A 20,470-nucleotide genomic window follows, 5' to 3' on the forward strand; every position below is an offset into this window, starting at 1 on the left:
GCCGGCGGCACCGCGCCCGTTCGGACGCAACCCCGCTGAACCCGCACACCACGCCGCGCGGCGCACCCGTCCGCGAACGGTATAATCAGCCCTTTCCCCCGCCGAAGGGGAAACGACGCCATTTCATCCAGCAGAGCACCAAAGCGGCCGGTGCGAAAGCACCGAACCCAGCGATCTCATCACACCATGCACGAAAAATACGTTCCCTCCGACGTCGAAGCCGCCGCGCAGGGGCAATGGCGCGCTATCGACGCGTACAAGACATCGGAAACCACTGATAAGCCCAAGTTCTACTGCGTCTCGATGCTGCCGTACCCGTCGGGCAAGCTGCACATGGGGCACGTGCGCAACTACACGATCAACGACGTGATGTACCGCTACCTGCGGATGAACGGCTACAACGTGCTGATGCCGATGGGTTGGGACGCGTTCGGCATGCCGGCGGAAAACGCCGCGATGGCCAACAACGTGCCGCCCGCGCAGTGGACCTACGACAACATCGCTTACATGAAGAAGCAGATGCAGTCGATGGGCCTCGCGATCGACTGGTCGCGCGAAGTTGCGACCTGTAGCCCGGATTACTACAAGTGGAACCAGTGGCTGTTCCTGAAGATGCTCGAAAAGGGCATCGCGTACAAGAAGACCGGCACCGTCAACTGGGACCCGGTCGATCAGACCGTGCTTGCCAACGAGCAGGTGATCGACGGTCGCGGCTGGCGTTCGGGCGCGCTGATCGAAAAGCGCGAAATCCCGATGTACTACATGCGTATCACGCAGTACGCGGATGAACTGCTGAGCGACCTCGAAGGCCTCGGCTGGCCCGAGCGCGTCAAGATCATGCAGCAGAACTGGATCGGCAAGAGCTTCGGCGTGAACTTCGGTTTCCCGTATGAAATCGACGGCGAGCAGAAGCTTTTGCGTGTGTTCACCACGCGCGCCGACACGATCATGGGCGTGACTTTCTGCGCGGTCGCTGCCGAGCATCCGCTCGCCACGCGTCTCGCGCAAGACAAGCCGGAATTGCAGGCCTTTATCGAGGAATGCAAGCGCGGCGGCGTGGCTGAAGCCGACGTCGCGACGATGGAAAAGAAGGGCATGGCTACCGGTTTCACCGTCACGCATCCGCTGACGCAGGAACAGGTCGAAGTGTGGATCGGCAACTACGTGCTGATGAGCTACGGCGAAGGCGCGGTGATGGGCGTGCCGGCGCACGACGAGCGTGACTTCGCGTTCGTGAAGAAATACGGTCTGCCGATCAAGCAGGTGGTGACGGTTGAAGGCAAGGAATATTCGACCGATGCCTGGCAAGAATGGTACGGCGACAAGACCGGCACGCTCATCAATAGCGGCAAGTACGACGGTCTCACCTACGAGCAGGCGGTCGACCAGATCGCCGCCGACCTGAAAGAACTCGGCCTCGGCGACAAACAGATCACGTGGCGTCTGCGTGACTGGGGCGTGTCGCGCCAGCGTTACTGGGGCACGCCGATTCCGATCATTCACTGCCCGACGTGCGGCGACGTGCCGGTGCCGGAAAAAGATCTGCCGGTGGTGCTGCCGGAAGACCTCGTGCCGGACGGCACGGGTAATCCGCTCGCGAAATCCGAAGCGTTTGTGAACTGCGCCTGCCCGACCTGCGGCGGCGCGGCCAAACGCGAAACTGACACGATGGACACCTTCGTCGATTCGTCCTGGTACTTCTACCGCTACGCGGCGCCGGACGCGAAGACCATGGTCGACGAGCGCACCGATTACTGGGCGCCGATGGATCAATATATCGGCGGTATCGAGCACGCGATTCTTCACCTGTTGTACTCGCGCTTCTGGGCGAAGGTGATGCGCGACATGGGTCTGGTCAACTTCGGCGAGCCGGCCAAGAACCTGCTCACGCAGGGCATGGTGCTCAACGAAACCTACTATCGCGAAAGTGACGCGGGCAAGAAGACCTGGTACAACCCGGCTGACGTCACCGTTTCGTTCGACGACAAGGGCCGCCCGGTCGGTGCCGTGCTGAACGCGGACGGCCAGCCGGTCGTGCTCGGCGGCGTCGAGAAGATGTCGAAGTCGAAGAACAACGGCGTCGATCCGCAATTGCTGATCGATCAGCACGGCGCGGACACTGCGCGTCTGTTCGTGATGTTCGCCGCGCCGCCCGAGCAGCAGCTCGAATGGTCCGGTTCGGGCGTGGAAGGCGCGAGCCGCTTCCTGCGCCGTGTATGGAGCTTCGGTCACGCGAACGAAGCAGCGTTGCGCGCCGGCGGCAAGTTCGATGCTGCGCAACTTGGCGAAGTCGACAAGGTGCTGCGCCGCGAAATCTACAGCGTGCTGAAGCAGGCCGACTTCGACTACCAGCGCTTGCAGTACAACACGGTGGTGTCGGCGGCGATGAAGATGCTCAATGCGCTCGACAGCGCGAAGGGTGCTCAGCCGGCGGTCCTGCGCGAGACGTATAGCGTGATGCTGCGCGTGCTGTACCCGGTCGTGCCGCATCAGACGTTCCAGTTGTGGCAGGAACTCGGTTACGCCGACGAATTCGGCTCGCTGCTCGACGCAGCGTGGCCGAAGGTCGATGAACAGGCGCTCGAACAGGCCGAAATCGAGCTCGTGCTTCAGGTGAACGGCAAGGTGCGCGGCGCGTTGACGGTCGCGAAAGACGCGACACGCGAAGCGATCGAAAAGCTCGCTACCGCGCATGAGGCGGTCGAGAAGTTCAGCGAAGGCAAGCCACCGAAGAAGATCGTCGTGGTGCCGGGCCGTCTCGTGAACGTGGTCGTTTGACCGCCCGCCGGAACATGACAGCAGGCAGGACGCCGCCGCGCATGGCGGCGCGTGTCTCTCGTCGCGGAATCCACTGCGAACCAGGAGCCAATGTGACTCGCAGATCGTTATTGACGCTGGTGTGCAGCGTGTTGATGTTGTCCGCCTGCGGCTTCCAGCTGCGCGGCCAGCAGGACTACGCATTCAAACGACTCTATATATCCGGCGGTTCGGCGGCGGCCGGCGCGCGGCTGACCCGCCTTGTGCAAGGTGGCAGCGACACGGTGGTGGTCACGTCCGTCGCGAATGCCGACGCAACGTTGCAGATTACCGAAGGCCGCAACACGAGCACGCTTACGCTGAACTCGCTGGGTGTCGTCGAAGAATATGCAATGAATCTGTCGATGAGCTACACGCTGATCGGCAAGGACGGCACGGTGCTGATTCCGACGAGCGTGATCGCGCTGAATCGCGCGATGACCTATAGCGACCAGTACTCGCAGGCCAAGGCTGCGGAAGCCGACATTCTGTACGCGGACATGGAAAACGACGCGATTGACCAGCTTACGCGCCGTCTGTCGATGGTGCGCTCGATGCATCCGGAGCCGGGTCAGCAAGTGCCGGCAGTTGCGCCGCGCGCGCCGTTGCCGCCGCCGCCGCTGTGAGCATCGCGCTGTGTCTTTGTTTAGCATGCCGCGCTTGCTCATGTACTCGCTCATGCACTCGTTAACCTTGCCGATCGGTAGCCATGCAACTGCGACTTGACGCGCTCGAAGCGCATCTCGCCAAGGGACTCGCCGGACTGTACGTCGTGTACGGCGACGAACACCTGCTCGCGCAGGAAGCGTGCGACCGGATTCGCGCGACGGCGCGTGCGGCCGGTTTTACCGACCGTTCGGTGTTCACCGTCGAGCGCGGTTTCGACTGGAGTTCGCTGCTGGGTGCGAGTCAGTCGATGTCGCTGTTCGGCGACCGCCAACTGGTTGAATTGCGCATCCCGTCGGGCAAACCCGGCAAGGAAGGCGCGGACGCGTTGAAGGCGCTCGCCGCTGCGGTCAATGACGACGTGCTGACGATGATCACGTTGCCGAGGCTCGACGCGGCCACGCAAAAGTCGGCATGGTTCACCGCGCTGTCCGACGCCGGTGTGGCGCTGAAAATCGATCCTGTCGAGCGGGCGCAGTTGCCGAATTGGGTTGGTCAGCGGCTCGCGGCACAGGGTCAGCGGATCGTTGCCGGCGAAGAAGGCCGGCGCGCGCTGGCGTTTATCGCCGAACGTGTTGAAGGCAATCTGCTTGCCGCGCATCAGGAGATACAGAAGCTCGGGCTGCTGTATCCGGCCGGTTCGTTGAGCTTCGAACAGATTCAGGACGCTGTGCTGAACGTCGCTCGCTATGACGTTTTCAAGCTGAACGAAGCGATGCTGGCGGGCGATGTCGGCCGCCTGGCTCGCATGCTCGACGGCTTGCGCGGCGAAGGCGAGGCCGCCGTGCTGGTGCTGTGGGCGGTTGTCGAAGAAGTGCGCACACTGTTGCGGATCAAGCGCGGCGTTGCAGCGGGCAAACCGCTTGCGATGCTGGTGCGTGAGAACCGCGTATGGGGTCCGCGCGAACGGCTGATTGGGCCGGCGCTGTCGCGCGTCACGGAAAGTGCGCTTGAAAAGGCGCTGGCTTTGGCGGCGCGGCTGGATCGGCAGGTGAAAGGCTTGTCCGGCGGCACGCCGGGCAATCATCGCAATGATCCGCCGCCCGATCCGTGGGACGGGTTGTTCGATCTGGCGATGACGGTGGCTTCGCCAGCTAAATCGGCGCCTGTGCCGCCACCGCGGCCTCGGGTTGGGGCAGGCGCGCCGATTCGAAGGACGGGCTGAGGGCATTGCTTGCACTGGTGGCTTCGCGCGGTGGAATGTATGGGGGGCGGGATGTAAGTCACGCCGCCAGTCTCTCCAGGTTTTGCGGCGGCGGTCACTTTGGGCATCAGCCGTACCGCGTTTGTCCCGCGATTTATCCCGCGAATCCAGTGCCGGTGCGATAGACCTTCGATGGTCGCATCCTCGCGTCACGCCGCAGTGCGGAGCCTGAAGTCCCTAGGCTCGCCGGGCGCCGGGTTAAGCAAAGCGCCGCTACTCGACTTACAATCGTTTGATCATTTGTCTAAATCTGCCTGTCCGTTGCACCTCGATGTGCGCGGCACCACGAGAATCACCATGGATATCGACCAATACATGACCGACCTCGGCCGCCGCGCCCGTCACGCTTCGCGTGCGATGGCGCGGGCGTCGACGGCGGCGAAGAACGCCGCGCTCGCCGCGGTCGCCCACGCGATCGAACGCGATGCTGCGTTGCTGAAAGAAGCCAACGCGCGCGACGTGGCGCGTGCGCGCGACAAAGGTCTCGACGCGGCTTTCATCGACCGTCTGACGTTGTCGGACAAGGCGTTGAATACGATGGTCGAAGGCTTGCGCCAGGTTGCGGCGCTGGCCGATCCGATCGGCGAGATCAGCAACCTGAAATATCGCCCGAGCGGCATTCAGGTCGGCCAGATGCGCGTGCCGCTCGGCGTGATCGGGATCATCTATGAATCGCGTCCGAACGTGACCATCGACGCCGCGGCGCTGTGCCTGAAGTCCGGCAACGCGACGATTCTGCGTGGCGGTTCGGAAGCGCTCGAATGCAATACGGCATTGGCGAAACTGATTGGCGAAGGGCTGGAAGCCGCCGGTTTGCCGCAGGACGCCGTGCAAGTGGTGGCTACTTCGGATCGTGCCGCGGTCGGCAAGCTGATTACGATGACCGAATACGTCGACGTGATCGTGCCGCGCGGCGGCAAGAGCCTGATCGAGCGGCTGATGAACGAAGCACGCGTGCCAATGATCAAGCACCTCGACGGCATCTGTCATGTGTATGTCGACGATCGCGCGGATCTGACCAAGGCGCTGACCGTCTGCGACAACGCCAAGACGCACCGCTACGGCACCTGCAATACGATGGAGACACTGCTGGTCGCGCGCGGCATCGCGGCGGAAGTGTTGCCGCCTTTGGGCAAGCTGTATCGCGGCAAGGAAGTCGAGCTTCGGGTGGATGCTGCTGCGCGCGCGGTGTTGTCGGCGGCGGGCGTCGGCCCGCTCGTCGATGCCACCGAAGAAGACTGGCGCACCGAGTATCTCGCGCCCGTGCTGGCGATCAAGGTGGTCGACGGCCTCGATGCGGCGATCGAGCACATCAACACATACAGTTCGCAGCACACCGACGCGATCGTCACCGAAGATCACGACCGCGCCATGCGTTTCTTGCGCGAAGTCGATTCGGCGAGCGTGATGGTCAACGCCTCGACGCGTTTTGCCGACGGCTTCGAATTCGGTCTGGGCGCGGAAATCGGCATCTCGAACGACAAGCTGCACGCGCGCGGACCGGTGGGGTTGGAAGGGCTGACGTCGCTCAAATACATCGTGCTCGGGCACGGCGAAGGGCGGCAGTAAAGCTCGCCTTAGTCGCGCAATTGCTGCGTCGGGATGCGGACACGCTTCCCGACGCACGCGCCGCCAGGAGCGCTGTTCTCCACGATACAAGTCGCACAAGGACCGCTGATGCTTTGGGTAAAAACGTTTCACATCGTTTTGATTGCTTCCTGGTTTGCCGGCCTGTTCTATCTGCCGCGCATCTTCGTCAATCTGGCGATGGAGACAGAACCCGCCGCCACAGCGCGGCTTTTGATCATGGCGCGCAAGCTGTTTCGCTTCATGACCTTCATCGCGGTGCCGGCGCTCGCATGTGGGCTGTGGTTGTGGCTGGCGGTGGGCATCGGGCGCGGGCAGGGCTGGATTCACGCCAAGGTCGGCGTGGTGGTGCTGCTGATCATCTATCACGCGTACTGCGGCGTGCTGCTGCGGACTTTCGAGCGCGGCGAGAACCGTCGCACGGACAAGTGGTATCGGATGTTCAATGAACTGCCGGTGCTCGGGATGCTGGCAGCGGTGGCTTTGGTTGTGATCAAGCCGTTTTAAGAATAGGAATATTCCTATTTGTTTTTTTTGATTAAGTATTAATTCGTCATGTGGCATTTATCGCCACACGACGGAGTGAATCGATCGTCGGTTAATTTTTGAGTGATATTTAAGCGCCGCCGTCGATTCTGTCCAGGCCGTTTTCGCGCCGTCCTCTCTTCCAATCGCTCCCATTCGACTGATTTCTTCGTTCGGAATTTTCTGATTCTGGACGAGGCTTAGTCACGTTCCTATGCGTTCATCGTGTGCTTTCTGTCGGCTGTTTGCCTTGCTTGACTTGGATTTGGCAGTCTAAAAGTCGTATTTGATGAACTCTAAAGTAAGGAAAATACGACTCGTGTCGGATTTTGTTTAAGAATCGTCCTATTAAACAGCGAAATTCTTAATTTTATAGTCGTGACATCCCCGGAAGGATTAATGGGATGGTCCGGAAAAACTCTTCACGACGACCCTGATTTCAATCCTTCTGCTACCCCACTGACGCGCGCTGATTTTCATTGAGACGCCTCCGCGGCACTGACCGATACAAGACCTTCAGAAGGACGAAATCATGAACAAGTCGTACAAAACCGTATGGAATGAAACCACCGGAACGTATGTGGCCGCGTCGGAAGTGACGAAGAGCCATGGCAAGTCGAGCCGGAATACCAAGGCGCTGGTAGCTGCGTTGCTGGCCGCAGGGGTTGGCTTTGGCACGGCGGTGAAGTCGGAGGCGGCGGCGACGCCGAACTCGTTCGCCGCGGGTATCCTGGGCACGAATACGACCAACTCGGACTGCATTTCTTCGGCTGACGGCGCGGTGGTCGTGACCAACGGCGATTGCAGCGCGGCTACGCAGCAGGCGGGGATTGTTTCCTACGACGGCAGCGGCACGGCAGGTGCGTATTTCACGGTGACCGATCCGAACACCGCGCATATTGGCGCGGGCGGCGTCGATCAGATGAAGATCACGAACAGCGGTGTGTTTGTGCTGAATACGCTCGATATGGGTGGTAAGAAGATCACCAACCTGGCGAATGGCACGGTGTCGGCGTCAAGCACGGACGCGGTCAACGGCTCGGAACTGTACGGGCTGGCCGCCAGCGACGCAGCGGCGCTCGGCGGCGGTTCGAGCGTGACGGCGAGCGGCGCGATCACGGCGCCGTCGTATGTCGTGGGGGGCACGACCGTGAACAACGTTGGCGCGGCCCTCTCCAATCTCGATGGCCGGACGACCACGAACACCACGAATATCGCGGCGATGCAGAGTACGGTGAACGCCATTGCCAGCACGTCGGGCACAAATATTGGCATCCCGCATTTCCGTATGACCACGAGTGGTCCTGATTCTGTTGCGTCGGGCCAAGGAAGTATCGCTATCGGTACGAACTCAACTGCAAGCGGTGCGAACTCTATCTCAGTTAGTACGTCCGCTTCCAGTTCCAATGCATCGGGTTCTGCTTCCATTGTTATGGGGGCTCACAATCAGGCGCAAGACCAATGGGCCATCGCCATCGGTGCTGACAGCACGGCAGCAACTCAAGCATCCGTTGCTATTGGTCAAGGCGTCAAAGCCAGCGGGCTTGCTTCGATTGGCATAGGGCAGGGCGCCTCAGTCAGCGGTGACTACTCCGTTGCGTTGGGCCAAGGTTCATCCACGAATCGCGCCTACGCCCTTGCTGTGGGTAGTACCGCACAGCAGCGCCAGGTCGTGAATGTGGCGGCGGGTACGCAAGCTACCGATGCAGTCAATTACGGTCAGTTGCAGGCAGCCGGCCTGAAAACCGATTCGAGCGGCAACGCCACCAACGCGTTCGTCGCCTACGACGACACGACCAAAGCCGCTGCGACCTTGGGCGGCGCATCGGGCACGACGCTCAAGAACGTGGCGGCGGGCGCGGTGTCGGCATCGAGCACGGACGCGGTCAATGGCTTGCAGTTGTACGCGACGAACCAGAACGTTGCACAGAATGCCGCCGCGATTGCACAAAACAGCAGCGACATCACGCAGAACACTGGCGACATCGCGAAGAACGTCGGCGATATCACGCAAAACACGAGCGACATCGCGAAGAATGCCAGCGATATCACGCAAAACACGAGCGACATCGCCCAGAACACCACCGACATCGGCACGTTGAACACGCAGGTGAGCTCGCTCAACGGCGAGATGGCGAATGCTGTGCAATACGACACGTCGGCGCACGACAAGGTCACGCTGGGCGGCACCGCCTACGACAGCGCGACCAAGGTGGGTGGCACGACGATCACCAACGTAGCCCGTGGCGTGAGCGACAGCGACGCGGTCAACATGTCGCAGTTGAACGAAACCAACGCCAGCGTGACGACCCTCGGCACGCAGGTTACCGGCATCGACGGCCGGGTGACGCAGAACACCAGCGACATCACGAAGAACACGGGCGACATCAACACCCTCAACTCGCAGCTTGCGAGCCTGGGAGGCGGCGTGGCTGGCGCGGTGGCCTATGACACGGCGGCGCAAGACAAGGTGACGCTCGTCGGCGCGTCGGGCACGACGCTCACGAACGTGGCGAAGGGTGACGTATCCGCCTCGAGCACGGACGCAGTGAACGGTTCGCAACTGTACGAGACGAGCCAGAACGTTGCGCAGAATGCCGTTGCGATCATGCAGAACACCAGCGACATCACGAAGAACGCCAGCGATATCGAGCAAAACATCAGCGACATTTCGAAGAATGCCGGCGATATTTCGCAGAACACCAGCGACATCTCGAAGAACGCAGGCGATATTGCGCAGAACACCAGCGACATCGCCCAGAACACGACCAACATCGGCACGCTGAACACGCAGGTGAGCACGCTCAACGGCGAAATGGCCGATGCCGTGAAATACGACACGTCGGCGCACGACACGGTGACGCTGGGCGGCACCGCGTACGATAGCGCGACCAAGGTCGGTGGCACCACGATCACCAACGTGGCGCGTGGCGTGAACGACAGCGACGCGGTCAACATGTCGCAGTTGAACGAAACCAACGCCAGCGTGACCACGCTCGGCACGCAGGTCACAGGCATCGACGGCCGGGTGACGCGGAACACCAGCGACATCACGAAGAACACGGGCGACATCAGCACCCTCAACTCGCAGCTTGCGAGTCTGGGAGGCGGCGTGGCTGGCGCGGTGGCCTACGACACGGCGGCGCAAGACAAGGTGACGCTCGCCGGCGCGTCGGGCACGACGCTCACGAACGTGGCGAAGGGAGAGGTGTCAGCCGCGAGCGCGGACGCGGTGAACGGTTCGCAACTGTATGCAACGAACCAGAACGTTGCGCAGAATGCCGCTGCGATTGCGCAGAACACCAGCGACATCACGAAGAACGCCAGCGATATCGAGCAAAACATCAGCGACATTTCGAAGAATGCCGGCGACATCGCACAGAACACCGGCGCGATTGCCCAAAACGCAAGCGACATCGCACAGAACACGAGCGATATTGCGCAAAACACCAGCGACATCGGCAAACTCGACACGCGTGTTTCGACGGTCGAAGGTTCGGTGAGCGATCTGACCAACCAGCTCAGCAGCGGCACAGTAGGCCTCGTGCAGCAGGATCAGAGATCGGGCGATCTGACGGTTGCCGGCAACACCGGCGGCACGCATGTCAACTTCGTGGGCAGTGCGGGTCCGCGCGAACTGATCGGCGTCGCAGCCGGCACCACCAGCAACTCGGCCGTCAACCTGGGCCAGTTGAACCCGGTTGTCGCGTCGCTCGGCGGCGGTGCGCAAGTCAACGCGGATGGTTCGTTTGTCAGCCCTACGTATCACATGCAGGGCGGCACGCAGAACACGGTCGGCGGCGCGCTAGATACGCTCGACACCAACCTGACCTCGCTGGAGTCGCAGATCAACAACGGCAGCATCGGTATCGTCACGCAGGATTCGACTTCGCGCGACATCCTCGTCGGCGCGGCAACGGACGGCCTGCGGGTCAACATGGCCGGCACGGCGGGCAATCGCGTCGTGACGGGCGTGGCAGCCGGCGCGGTGAACGCGGATAGCGTCGATGCGGTGAACGGCTCGCAGTTGCATGCGAACGCAGCCAGCACAGCGGCGGCGCTCGGCGGCGGATCGACCGTCAACGCGGACGGCACGATCTCCGCGCCGTCCTACAGCGTGGGCGGCACGACGGTGAACAACGTCGGCGCAGCCGTCGCCAACCTCGATGGCCGCGTGACGCAAAACACGTCCGATATCGCCAGCCTGCAGACCACGGTCGGATCGATCAGTGGCTCGGTGGCGAACGCGGTGTCGTACGATACGTCGGCACACAACCAGGTCACGCTGGGTGGTGCGGCCAACGCGCCGAAGGTGAAGCTGACCAACCTGCAGGACGGTGAACTGTCGGCGACGAGTACTGATGCAGTGACCGGCGCGCAGTTGTGGAACACCAACCAGCAACTGTCCGATCTGTCGCAATCCGTGCAGAACCAGCAGCAGACCGGCAACAATGCGATGTCGCTCAACGCCGGTAGCGGTCCGGCAGCAGCGGCGACCGGCACCAATGCGATGGCGTTGGGTGGCGGCTCGCAGGCCAGCGGCGACAACTCGGTGGCGATCGGCTCGGGCTCGGTGGCTGATGAGGCGAACACGGTGTCGGTCGGTTCGCAAGGCAACGAGCGTCGCATTACGAACGTCGCTCCTGGCAAGACGGCGACGGATGCGGTGAACCTCGGCCAGATGCAGTCGGCTATCGGTGATACGGCACGCGCGGCCTACAGCGGCGTCGCAGCCGCCACCGCGCTGACGATGATCCCGGAAGTCGACGCGGGCAAGACGCTGGCAGTCGGCGTCGCTGGGGCGACCTACAAGGGTTATCAGGCAGCGGCGGTGGGCGCGTCGGCGCGCATCACGCCGAACCTGAAGGTCAAGGTAGGTGCAGGCATCAGCGGCAGCGAAACGACGGTTGGCGCAGGTGCGTCGTATCAATGGTAAGCACGTGAAGGACGCGGGAAGCGGCGCAGTCAGGCCGCCTTTCCCTTTCCCAAGCTGGATCTGATCTGGCCGTAGTGCTCTTCGTAGTGCAATTGAAACGGGTTTCCCTTGGGAAGCCCGTTTCGTTTGGCGCAGCGCGAGTCTTATGAGCGAGGCATCCGTTCGACAGCACGAACCGTTAAGACACTCACGCGGCGCTGCGCGTAAGCTGCACGCAGCCTGCTGCCTTACGCACGCGGATCGATCCGCCTGCGGTTGATCGCTTCTTTCGCTTGCGCGAGCTTCTCAATCAGTTCCGGCCCACGGCTGAGCGCGACACCCACCGCGAGAATATCGCCGATCGCCAGATGCGAGACACGTGAAGTCATCGGCGAAAAGATATCCGTGTCTTCGTCGACGTTGGCAAACAAGCCCACCGTAGCAAGCCGCGCCAGGGGCGAATTGCCATGGGTGATCGCGATCACCTTCGCGCCCGCTGCGAGAGCCGACTTCGCGGCATCGACGATATCGCGCGTGCGGCCGGTGTTCGAAATTGCCACCACCACATCACCTTCCCCCAGCAGCGCCGCCGACATCAGAAATGTGTGCGGATCCGAATACGCGACGCTTGGCATGCCGAGGCGAAAAAATTTGTGCTGCACATCCAGCGCGGCAATGCCCGAGCCGCCCGCGCCATAGAACTCGATGCGCCGCGCCCGCGCCAGCAGCGCGATCGCCGCCCCCACGCTGTCCGACGAAAGATTGTTGCGCACCTGGATAAGCGCGCCGATGGTCCGGTCGAGCACCTTCGCGGCGACGCCGGGCGTCGGCTCGTCCGGCCGCACGTCGCGATAGACCGCGGGCACTTCCGCCGCGATGCCTTGCGCCAGCCGGATCTTGAACTCGCGAAAGCCCGAAAAACCGAGCGCGTGACAGAACCGGGCGATGGTCGGCTGGCTGACGCCCGCGCGGGCGGCCACTTCGGTCATCGACAGGTCGAGCACCTCGCGCGGCGCCTCGATCACGTAATCGGCCAGCTTGCGCTCGGACGGGCGCAACTGATCGCGCATCTCTTCCACCTGGGAGAGCATCATCGGAAAACTCGCACTATGCTGAAGAATGCGTGGACTATATCTGATTGCCGGATAAGGTACAAAAACTACATATCTGGTTCTAGGTGTAATCCCTAGGTTTGAGTTGCCATGGCGCTAAGGTAGCGCCAGCATGGCATTGCGGCCATTCAAAGATGCCGCGACGCAACAGGAATCACCATTGCGATCGTGTAGTTTTTCTACTAATATTGCGACGTCGACTGATTCGACATCCCCCGCGATACCTGCCTGGCAAAGTGCGTGCGCGCCTCAAGCCAGCGACGAAGGAGCTCCGATGGTTTCCCCGCATTCGCAATTGTTGAAAGTCACGCAACGCGTGGTCGAGCGCAGCAAGCCCACTCGCGAGGCGTATCTGGCCCGCATCGAACAGGCTCAAGGCAAGTTTCCGGCGCGCGGTGCGCTGTCGTGCGCCAATCTGGCCCACGGCTTTGCCGGCCTCGAAGGCCGCGACAAGTTCGCGATCAAGGCGATCCGGGAACCGAACATCGGCATTGTGTCGTCGTACAACGAAATGCTGTCCGCGCACGCGCCGTACAAAAACTACCCCGACATCATCAAGGAAGCCGCGCGCGAAAACGGCGGCGTCGCGCAATTCGCGGGCGGCGTGCCGGCCATGTGCGACGGCGTCACGCAAGGCAACGCGGGCATGGAGCTTTCGCTGTTCTCGCGCGAAGTGATCGCCATGAGCACGGCGGTCGCGCTCACGCACAACATGTTCGACGCGGCGTTGTGCCTTGGCATTTGCGACAAGATCGTGCCGGGTCTCTTGATCGGCGCGCTGCAATTCGGCCATCTGCCGACGATTTTCGTGCCGGCCGGCCCGATGGGCAGCGGCCTGTCGAACGACGACAAAGCCAAGACGCGTCAGCTATTCGCCACCGGCCAGTGCGGCCGCGACGCGCTGCTCGAAGCAGAGGCCGCCGCGTATCACAGCCAGGGCACCTGCACGTTCTACGGCACCGCGAACAGCAACCAGATGCTCATGGAAGTCATGGGCCTGCATCTGCCGAGTTCCGCGTTCGTGCATCCGCATACGCCGCTGCGCGACGCGTTGACCGCGCAGGCCGCGCGCCGGGTGCTCGATCTGACTGTCGAGCGCGGCAATTACACGCCGATCGGCCATGTGGTCGACGAGAAGGCGATCGTCAACGGCATCGTCGCGTTGCTGGCAACGGGCGGCTCGACCAATCACACCTTGCACCTGGTTGCGATCGCGCGTGCGGCCGGCATTGTGATCGACTGGGACGACTTCGACACGCTGTCGCAAGCCGTGCCGTTGCTCGCAAAGATTTACCCGAACGGCAAAGCCGACGTGAACCACTTCCACGCTGCTGGCGGCGTTGCGTTCCTCGTCCGCAATCTGCTGGAAGGCGGCTTGCTCCATGAAGATGTGAATACCGTCGCCGGCAAGGGTCTGCATCACTACACGGAAGAGCCGAAGCTGATCGACGGCAAGCTGCAATGGGTGCCGGGCGCGGCAAAGAGCGAAGACACGGCGGTGCTGCGCGGCATCAAGGAACCGTTCCAGCCGGACGGCGGCTTGCGTCTGATGCAAGGCAAGCTCGGCCGTGGCGTGATCAAGATTTCGGCCGTGGCGGCGCAGCATCGCAAGGTGAAGGCGCCCGCCATCGTGTTCGATTCGCAGGAAGCGGTGCAGGCCGCGTTCGACAACGGCGAGCTGAAGCGCGATTTCATCGCGGTGGTGCGTTTCCAGGGCGCGCGCGCAAACGGCATGCCCGAGCTGCATCGTTTGACGCCGCTGCTTGGTGTGTTGCAGGATCAAGGTTTCCACGTCGCACTGGTGACCGACGGCCGCATGTCGGGCGCGTCGGGCAAGGTGCCGGCGGTGATTCACCTGTCGCCGGAAGCCTTGCTGCAAGGCCCGATCGGCAAGGTTCGCACCGGTGACATGCTGGTGATCGACGCGGACGCGGGCGTGCTCGACATCGAAGTCGATGCGGCCGAATGGGCGGCGCGGCCGGAAGCTTTGCCGCAGCATCAGGCGGAAAATGAAGTCGGCTTCGGCCGCGAACTGTTCGGCGTGTTCCGTGCGGCCGCTGCGCCCGCGGAGCAGGGTGCTTCGGTGTTCGGCCCGATGGTGGGCGAGCGCGCGGTGCATCATGGTGAACGGGCCCAGGCACGCACCGAAGAACACACAAGCACCACTCAAGCCAGCTAAACGCTGCAGAAACAAGGAGTCTGACTATGACGGCGAAAACAGTAAGCGATATCGTGCGCCTCGGCCCGGTGATTCCGGTGCTCGCGTTCGACTCGGTCGAACAGGGCGAAAACGTGTCGCGCGCGTTGCACGCAGGTGGCGTGAAGGTGCTCGAGATCACATTGCGCACGGCTGCGGGGCTCGGAGCGATCGAGCGCGCGAGCCAACTGGCCGAAGACATCGTGGTCGGCGTCGGCACGATTACGAAGCCCGAGCATTGTTTTCAGGCAAAGAAAGCGGGTGCGCAGTTCGGCGTGTCGCCGGGTCTGACGAAAGACATGCACAAGGCCGCGCAGGATGCGGGCTTGCCGCTGCTGCCAGGTGTCATGACGCCGAGCGACATCATCGCGGCGCTCGAACTAGGCTACGAGATCGTCAAGTTCTTCCCGGCGCAGCAAGCCGGCGGTATTCCGATGCTGCAGGCGTTTTACGGCCCGTTCCCGACACTGAAATTCTGCCCGACCGGCGGCATCACGGCCGAAAGCGCCATCAATTTCCTCGCGCAACCCAACGTGGTGTGCGTGGGCGGTTCGTGGCTCACGCCGAAGGCCGCGCTCGCCGCCCAAAACTGGGACGAAGTCACGCGTCTGGCGCGTGCCGCCAGCCAACTGGCCGCGCCCGCGCATTGAACTGCATCGGCTTACCCTAGTTCGTCAGTCAGGTTCTACGCAAAGGAGCCTCGTCGAAACAGCCTGTGAGGCTGCCACGGCGAGGCTCCTTTTCGATATGCGCGCCGGATTCGCGCGCTTTTAGGGACAACAAACAGTAAAATTCAGCGTCCGCGCGGCTTGCCGGGTTTTCTGGCACCGCTGCAGGTCGCCGTGAGACGGGTGCCAGCCGTGTTCCGCACCGACATCAATAACGCAAAGGAGGCGCTTCATGGAAGCTGTCCACGGCAGCACGCTGCTGGTCTTCGCGGTGATCGCCATCGCACTGCTGATCCTGCTGATCACCCGCTACAAGGTCTATCCGTTCCTCGTCCTCATCATCGTCTCGCTGTTGCTGGGTCTCGTATCCGGCATGCCGATCGGCACCATCGTCAAATCGTTCGAAACCGGCAACGGCAACACGCTCGGCCACATTGCGATCGTGGTTGGCCTCGGCACCATGCTCGGCAAGATGATGGCCGAATCGGGCGGCGCGGAGCGCATCGCGACCACGTTGATCGACAAGTTCGGCGAGAAGCACATTCACTGGGCGATGATGGTCGTGGCGATCATCGTCGGCTTGCCGGTGTTTTTTGAAGTCGGCTTCGTGTTGCTGATTCCGATCGCGTTCAACGTTGCGAAACGCACCAACAAGTCGCTGCTGCTGATCGGCTTGCCGATGATCGCGGGTCTGTCCGTCGTCCACGGTTTGATTCCGCCGCATCCGGCCGCGATGCTCGCGGTGCAGGCGTATCACGCGGACATCGGCAAGACGATTGCCTATGGGCTCATCGTGGGCGTGCCGACAGCGATCGTTGCCGGTCCGCTGTTCGCGCTGTTGATCAGCCGCTACATCAAGCTGCCGGAGAACAATCCGCTCGCCGCGCAGTTTCTCGGCGCCGCTGAAGAGAAAAAGGAAAAGCGCGAACTGCCGAGCTTCGGCATTACGCTGTTCACGATTCTGCTGCCGGTGATCCTGATGCTGATCGGCAGTTGGGCCGACCTCGTGTTTACGCCGAAGACCCTGGCGAACGATCTGCTGCGTTTCGTCGGCAACTCTGACGTCGCCCTGTTGATCGCCGTGCTGGTCAGTTTCTGGACCTTCGGCGCGAGCCGCGGCTTCACTCGTGAGCAGATCCAGAAGTTCTGCGGCGACTGTCTGGCGCCCATCGCGGGCATCACGCTGATCGTGGGCGCGGGCGGCGGTTTCGGGCGCGTGCTGATGGATAGCGGCATCTCGAAGGAAATCGTCGGTGTGGCAACGGCCATGCATCTGTCACCGCTGCTGTTCGGCTGGCTGGTGGCCGCGCTGATTCGTCTGGCCACGGGTTCGGCGACAGTCGCGATGACCACCGCCTGCGGTATCGTCGCGCCGATTGCCTCGGCGAGCGGGGTGCAGGTCACGCCGGAATTGCTGGTGCTCGCCACCGGTTCGGGCTCGCTGATTTTTTCGCACGTGAACGACGGCGGTTTCTGGCTGGTCAAGGAATACTTCGGTATGACGGTGGGGCAGACCTTCAAGACATGGTCGCTCCTCGAAACCATCATTTCGCTGATGGGCTTGGGTTTGACTTTCGCGCTCGCGACGGTCGTGTAAGGAGTTTTTGATGATTCTGATCGCAATGGGCGTGTCGGGCGCCGGCAAAACGAGAATTGGCGAAATGCTGGCGGAACGCCTGCACTGCGCATTCACCGACGGCGATGCGTTTCACAGCGTCGCCAACAAGGAGAAAATGCACCACGGCATTCCGCTTACCGACGAAGACCGTTGGCCGTGGTTGCAAACCATCCGGGTGGCGATCGAAGAGAAGCAGCAGGCGGGTGAGAAAGCGGTGTTCACGTGTTCGTCGCTGAAACGCTCGTATCGCGATGTTCTGCGCGGCGGGAGCAATGGCGATAAGGGCGTGTGCTTCGTCTATCTGAAGGGTTCGTTCGAGGTGCTGCGCGAGCGGCTGACCACGCGCACCGGTCACTTCTTCGATCCGTCGCTGCTGCAAAGCCAGCTCGATACGCTCGAAGAGCCGGGTCCTGACGAGGCGATCACGGTGAGCATCGAGTTGTCGCCGGAAGAAATCGTCGACGACGTGTTGAAGCAGATGGCGGCGCGGTGAGGTTTCAAGCCCGCTTTGCCGCGCACGTCGCAGAATAAAAAAAGCCGCTTCGGAATTTTCGAAGCGGCTTTTTTGTGCCTTTAGCAGTGAGGTAATGACTGAAGCTTAAGCGATCCGCTTCGCCAGTTCGACCGCTTTGCCGATATACGAACCCGGCGTCATGGCGAGCAAACGGTCCTTCGCATCTTGCGGAATCGCGAGACCGCTCACGAACGTTTGCAGCGCTTCGCGCGTGATGCCCTTGCCGCGCGTCAGTTCCTTCAACTGCTCGTACGGGTTCTCGATGCCGTAACGGCGCATCACCGTTTGCACCGGCTCGGCCAGCACTTCCCAGCAGTTGTCGAGGTCTTCGTTCAGACGCTGTGCGTTCACTTCGAGCTTGTCCAGGCCGCGGATCAGCGAGTCGTAGGCGAGCAGTGAGTAACCGAACGCGACACCAATATTGCGCAGCACCGTCGAGTCGGTGAGGTCGCGCTGCCAGCGCGAAATCGGCAGCTTGTCGGCCAGATGGCGCAGGGTCGCGTTGGCGAGACCCAGATTGCCTTCCGAATTTTCGAAGTCGATCGGATTGACCTTGTGCGGCATTGTCGACGAACCGATTTCGCCGGCCTTGGTGCGTTGCTTGAAGTAACCGACCGAGATGTAGCCCCACACGTCGCGGTCCAGATCCAGCAGGATGATGTTCGCGCGCGAGACGGCGTCGAACAGTTCGGCCATGTAGTCGTGTGGTTCGATCTGGATCGTGTACGGATTGAACGTGAGCTTCAGGCGTTGCTCGACCACTTCGCGCGAGAACGTTTCCCAGTCGAATTCCGGATACGCGGACAGGTGCGCATTGAAGTTGCCGACCGCGCCGTTCATCTTGCCCAGCAACTCGACCTTCGCGATGCGGTCGATCGCGCGTTCCAGACGCGCGGCGACGTTGGCGATTTCCTTGCCGAGCGTGGTGGGGCTGGCAGGCTGGCCGTGCGTGCGCGACAGCATCGGCTGTTCGGCTTGCGCATGCGCCAGCGCCACGAGGCGTTGATGCACCGAGCGCAGCGCCGGCAGGATCACGTGTTCACGTGCGCCGGCGAGCATCAGGCCGTGCGAGGTGTTGTTGATGTCTTCCGACGTGCACGCGAAGTGAATGAACTCGCTCGCGCGTTCCAGTTCTTCCTGACCCTTCACCGATTCTTTCAGCCAGTACTCGACCGCTTTCACGTCGTGATTCGTCACGCGTTCGATTTCCTTGATGCGGGCGGCGTCGTGCGCGGTGAAGCGCTCGGCCAGTTGCAGCAGGAATTGTTCGGCGGCTTCGGAAAAACGCGGCACTTCGGCGAAACCGGCTTGCGACAGTGCGATCAGCCAATGGATTTCAACCGTCACGCGATTGCGCATGAATGCGGCTTCCGAGAGCCAGTCACGCAGGGCTTCGGTTTTCGAGGCGTAGCGGCCGTCGAGCGGGGAGAGCGCGTTCAGCGCGAACAGGGTGTCGGGGCGGGTGTCGGACATGATGGGGGCGTGAACGCTCGGGGAGCGGATCGGGAACGGAGGGAATCGCGGATTTTACCACTCAACCCCGGCGCCCTAGCCGCGCCGCTAGAATGCTGACTTCCTCCCTCCCGCTGGCAGCAGGCTTCGCATGGAACTGAAATGGCTCGAAGACTTCGTTTCGCTCGCGGAGACGCGTAGTTTCAGCCGCTCGGCCGAATCGCGCCACGTTACGCAGCCGGCGTTTTCGCGGCGGATTCAGGCCCTGGAGGCGTGGCTCGGCACGGAATTGATCGATCGTTCGGTTTATCCGACGCGTCTGACGGCGGCAGGTCAGGTGTTCTATGAGCAGGCGCTCGCCATGCTGTCCCAGTTCCACGAGGCGCGTGCTCTGCTGCGCGGACACACGGCGACGCCGCAGGCGACCATCGAGTTCGCGGTGCCGCATACGCTGTCGCTCACGTACTTCCCGCGCTGGCTGCAGCGAATCGAAGCGCAGATGGGCCCGATCCACACCCGGCTGCGGGCGCTGAACGTGCACGATGCGGCGTTGGCGCTGGTGGAAGGCGGCTGCGATCTGATGATGGCCTATCACCATCCGAGCCACCCCATCGCGCTCGATCCGGCGCGTTACGACATGCTCACGCTAGGCAACGAGCCGATCAGTCCGTTCTCGGCGCCGGGCCGCGCCGGCCGGCCGCGGCACACGCTGCCAGGTACGGCAGAGGCGCCTACGCCTTATCTGACCTATACGCCAAATGCGTATCTGGGCCGCATGACCGAAGTGATCCTCGCCAATGCGCCGGAGCGCCTCTACCTCGACCGGCTGTACGAAACCGACATGGCCGAAGGCCTCAAGGCGATGGCGCTGGCCGGCCACGGCATTGCCTTCCTGCCCTACAGCGCGGTTGAGGACGCGGTTGCCGACAGCAAGCTGATCCGCCTCGATCGCGCCACGCGTGGCACGCCCGAGGGGCAGCTCACGCTGACCATGGAAATTCGCCTCTATCGCGACAAGCTGGCCGCGAAAGGCGACGATGCGCGGCAGATACTCGTGCGGCAGTTGTGGGATGTGGTGTCGGAGGAGTTGGCGCAGGGCATGGGGTCTGTCTGAAAACCTGCGTCGCCACGACGCGAATTTGCGGCTTCTTGATGGTTATGCAAAAAAAACATAATCGGATAAGGAAACGGCATTGGATTTCAAAACGGCGTTTTT

General features: G+C 62.1%; 13 protein-coding genes. 11 read left to right on the forward strand and 2 right to left on the reverse strand.

The window, feature by feature from the left end; all coding sequences use genetic code 11:
- The first annotated feature begins 186 nt into the window (after window positions 1-186).
- From leuS to PQR67_RS00530, 6 genes are all read left to right on the forward strand, one after another.
- Complete coding sequence (gene leuS, locus PQR67_RS00505; RefSeq protein ID WP_408452979.1) at window positions 187-2,778, forward strand: leucine--tRNA ligase; 2,592 nt, start codon at window positions 187-189, stop codon at window positions 2,776-2,778.
- A 92-nt stretch (window positions 2,779-2,870) separates the two neighbouring features.
- Entirely contained in the window at window positions 2,871-3,422 is a 552-nt protein-coding gene (locus PQR67_RS00510) for an LPS-assembly lipoprotein LptE (RefSeq protein WP_408452982.1), read from the forward strand.
- A gap of 83 nt (window positions 3,423-3,505) precedes the next feature.
- Window positions 3,506-4,627, forward strand: a complete 1,122-nt coding sequence (gene holA, locus PQR67_RS00515; protein ID WP_408452985.1) for a DNA polymerase III subunit delta — start codon at window positions 3,506-3,508, stop codon at window positions 4,625-4,627.
- Window positions 4,628-4,963: 336 nt separating this feature from the next.
- Window positions 4,964-6,235 carry a glutamate-5-semialdehyde dehydrogenase gene (locus PQR67_RS00520; protein ID WP_408452988.1) on the forward strand — a complete coding sequence of 424 codons (1,272 nt, stop codon included), beginning with the start codon at window positions 4,964-4,966 and terminating at the stop codon, window positions 6,233-6,235.
- A gap of 108 nt (window positions 6,236-6,343) precedes the next feature.
- Window positions 6,344-6,760, forward strand: coding sequence for a CopD family protein (locus PQR67_RS00525; RefSeq protein WP_408298915.1), 417 nt, complete (start codon window positions 6,344-6,346; stop codon window positions 6,758-6,760).
- A gap of 550 nt (window positions 6,761-7,310) precedes the next feature.
- Complete coding sequence (locus tag PQR67_RS00530; RefSeq protein ID WP_408452991.1) at window positions 7,311-11,714, forward strand: YadA-like family protein; 4,404 nt, start codon at window positions 7,311-7,313, stop codon at window positions 11,712-11,714.
- Window positions 11,715-11,941: 227 nt separating this feature from the next.
- Here the strand turns inward: PQR67_RS00530 and PQR67_RS00535 are convergent, their stop codons facing one another.
- Window positions 11,942-12,787, reverse strand: a complete 846-nt coding sequence (locus tag PQR67_RS00535) for a MurR/RpiR family transcriptional regulator (RefSeq protein ID WP_408452994.1) — start codon at window positions 12,785-12,787, stop codon at window positions 11,942-11,944.
- Window positions 12,788-13,079: 292 nt separating this feature from the next.
- Between PQR67_RS00535 and edd the strand changes: the two genes are divergently transcribed.
- The 4 genes from edd (at window position 13,080) to PQR67_RS00555 (ending at window position 17,781) form a co-directional block, all read left to right on the forward strand.
- Entirely contained in the window at window positions 13,080-14,984 is a 1,905-nt protein-coding gene (edd, locus tag PQR67_RS00540; RefSeq protein ID WP_408452997.1) for a phosphogluconate dehydratase, read from the forward strand.
- A 26-nt stretch (window positions 14,985-15,010) separates the two neighbouring features.
- Window positions 15,011-15,652: a bifunctional 4-hydroxy-2-oxoglutarate aldolase/2-dehydro-3-deoxy-phosphogluconate aldolase gene (eda, locus tag PQR67_RS00545; protein ID WP_408453000.1), complete on the forward strand. Its 642-nt coding sequence runs from the start codon at window positions 15,011-15,013 to the stop codon at window positions 15,650-15,652.
- Between the two features lie 250 nt (window positions 15,653-15,902).
- Complete coding sequence (locus tag PQR67_RS00550; protein ID WP_408453002.1) at window positions 15,903-17,267, forward strand: GntP family permease; 1,365 nt, start codon at window positions 15,903-15,905, stop codon at window positions 17,265-17,267.
- A 10-nt stretch (window positions 17,268-17,277) separates the two neighbouring features.
- Window positions 17,278-17,781, forward strand: coding sequence for a gluconokinase (locus tag PQR67_RS00555; protein WP_408453005.1), 504 nt, complete (start codon window positions 17,278-17,280; stop codon window positions 17,779-17,781).
- Between the two features lie 105 nt (window positions 17,782-17,886).
- Here the strand turns inward: PQR67_RS00555 and purB are convergent, their stop codons facing one another.
- On the reverse strand, window positions 17,887-19,275 hold the full coding sequence (purB, locus tag PQR67_RS00560) for an adenylosuccinate lyase (protein WP_408453008.1): 1,389 nt from the start codon (window positions 19,273-19,275) through the stop codon (window positions 17,887-17,889).
- 130 nt (window positions 19,276-19,405) lie between these two features.
- On the opposite strand from purB, the gene PQR67_RS00565 reads away from it, so the two are divergent.
- Window positions 19,406-20,368 carry a LysR family transcriptional regulator gene (locus PQR67_RS00565; protein ID WP_408453011.1) on the forward strand — a complete coding sequence of 321 codons (963 nt, stop codon included), beginning with the start codon at window positions 19,406-19,408 and terminating at the stop codon, window positions 20,366-20,368.
- Window positions 20,369-20,470: the final 102 nt, after the last annotated feature.

It is taken from the genome of Paraburkholderia fungorum, assembly GCF_046026025.1.
GTDB lineage: Bacteria > Pseudomonadota > Gammaproteobacteria > Burkholderiales > Burkholderiaceae > Paraburkholderia > Paraburkholderia fungorum_E.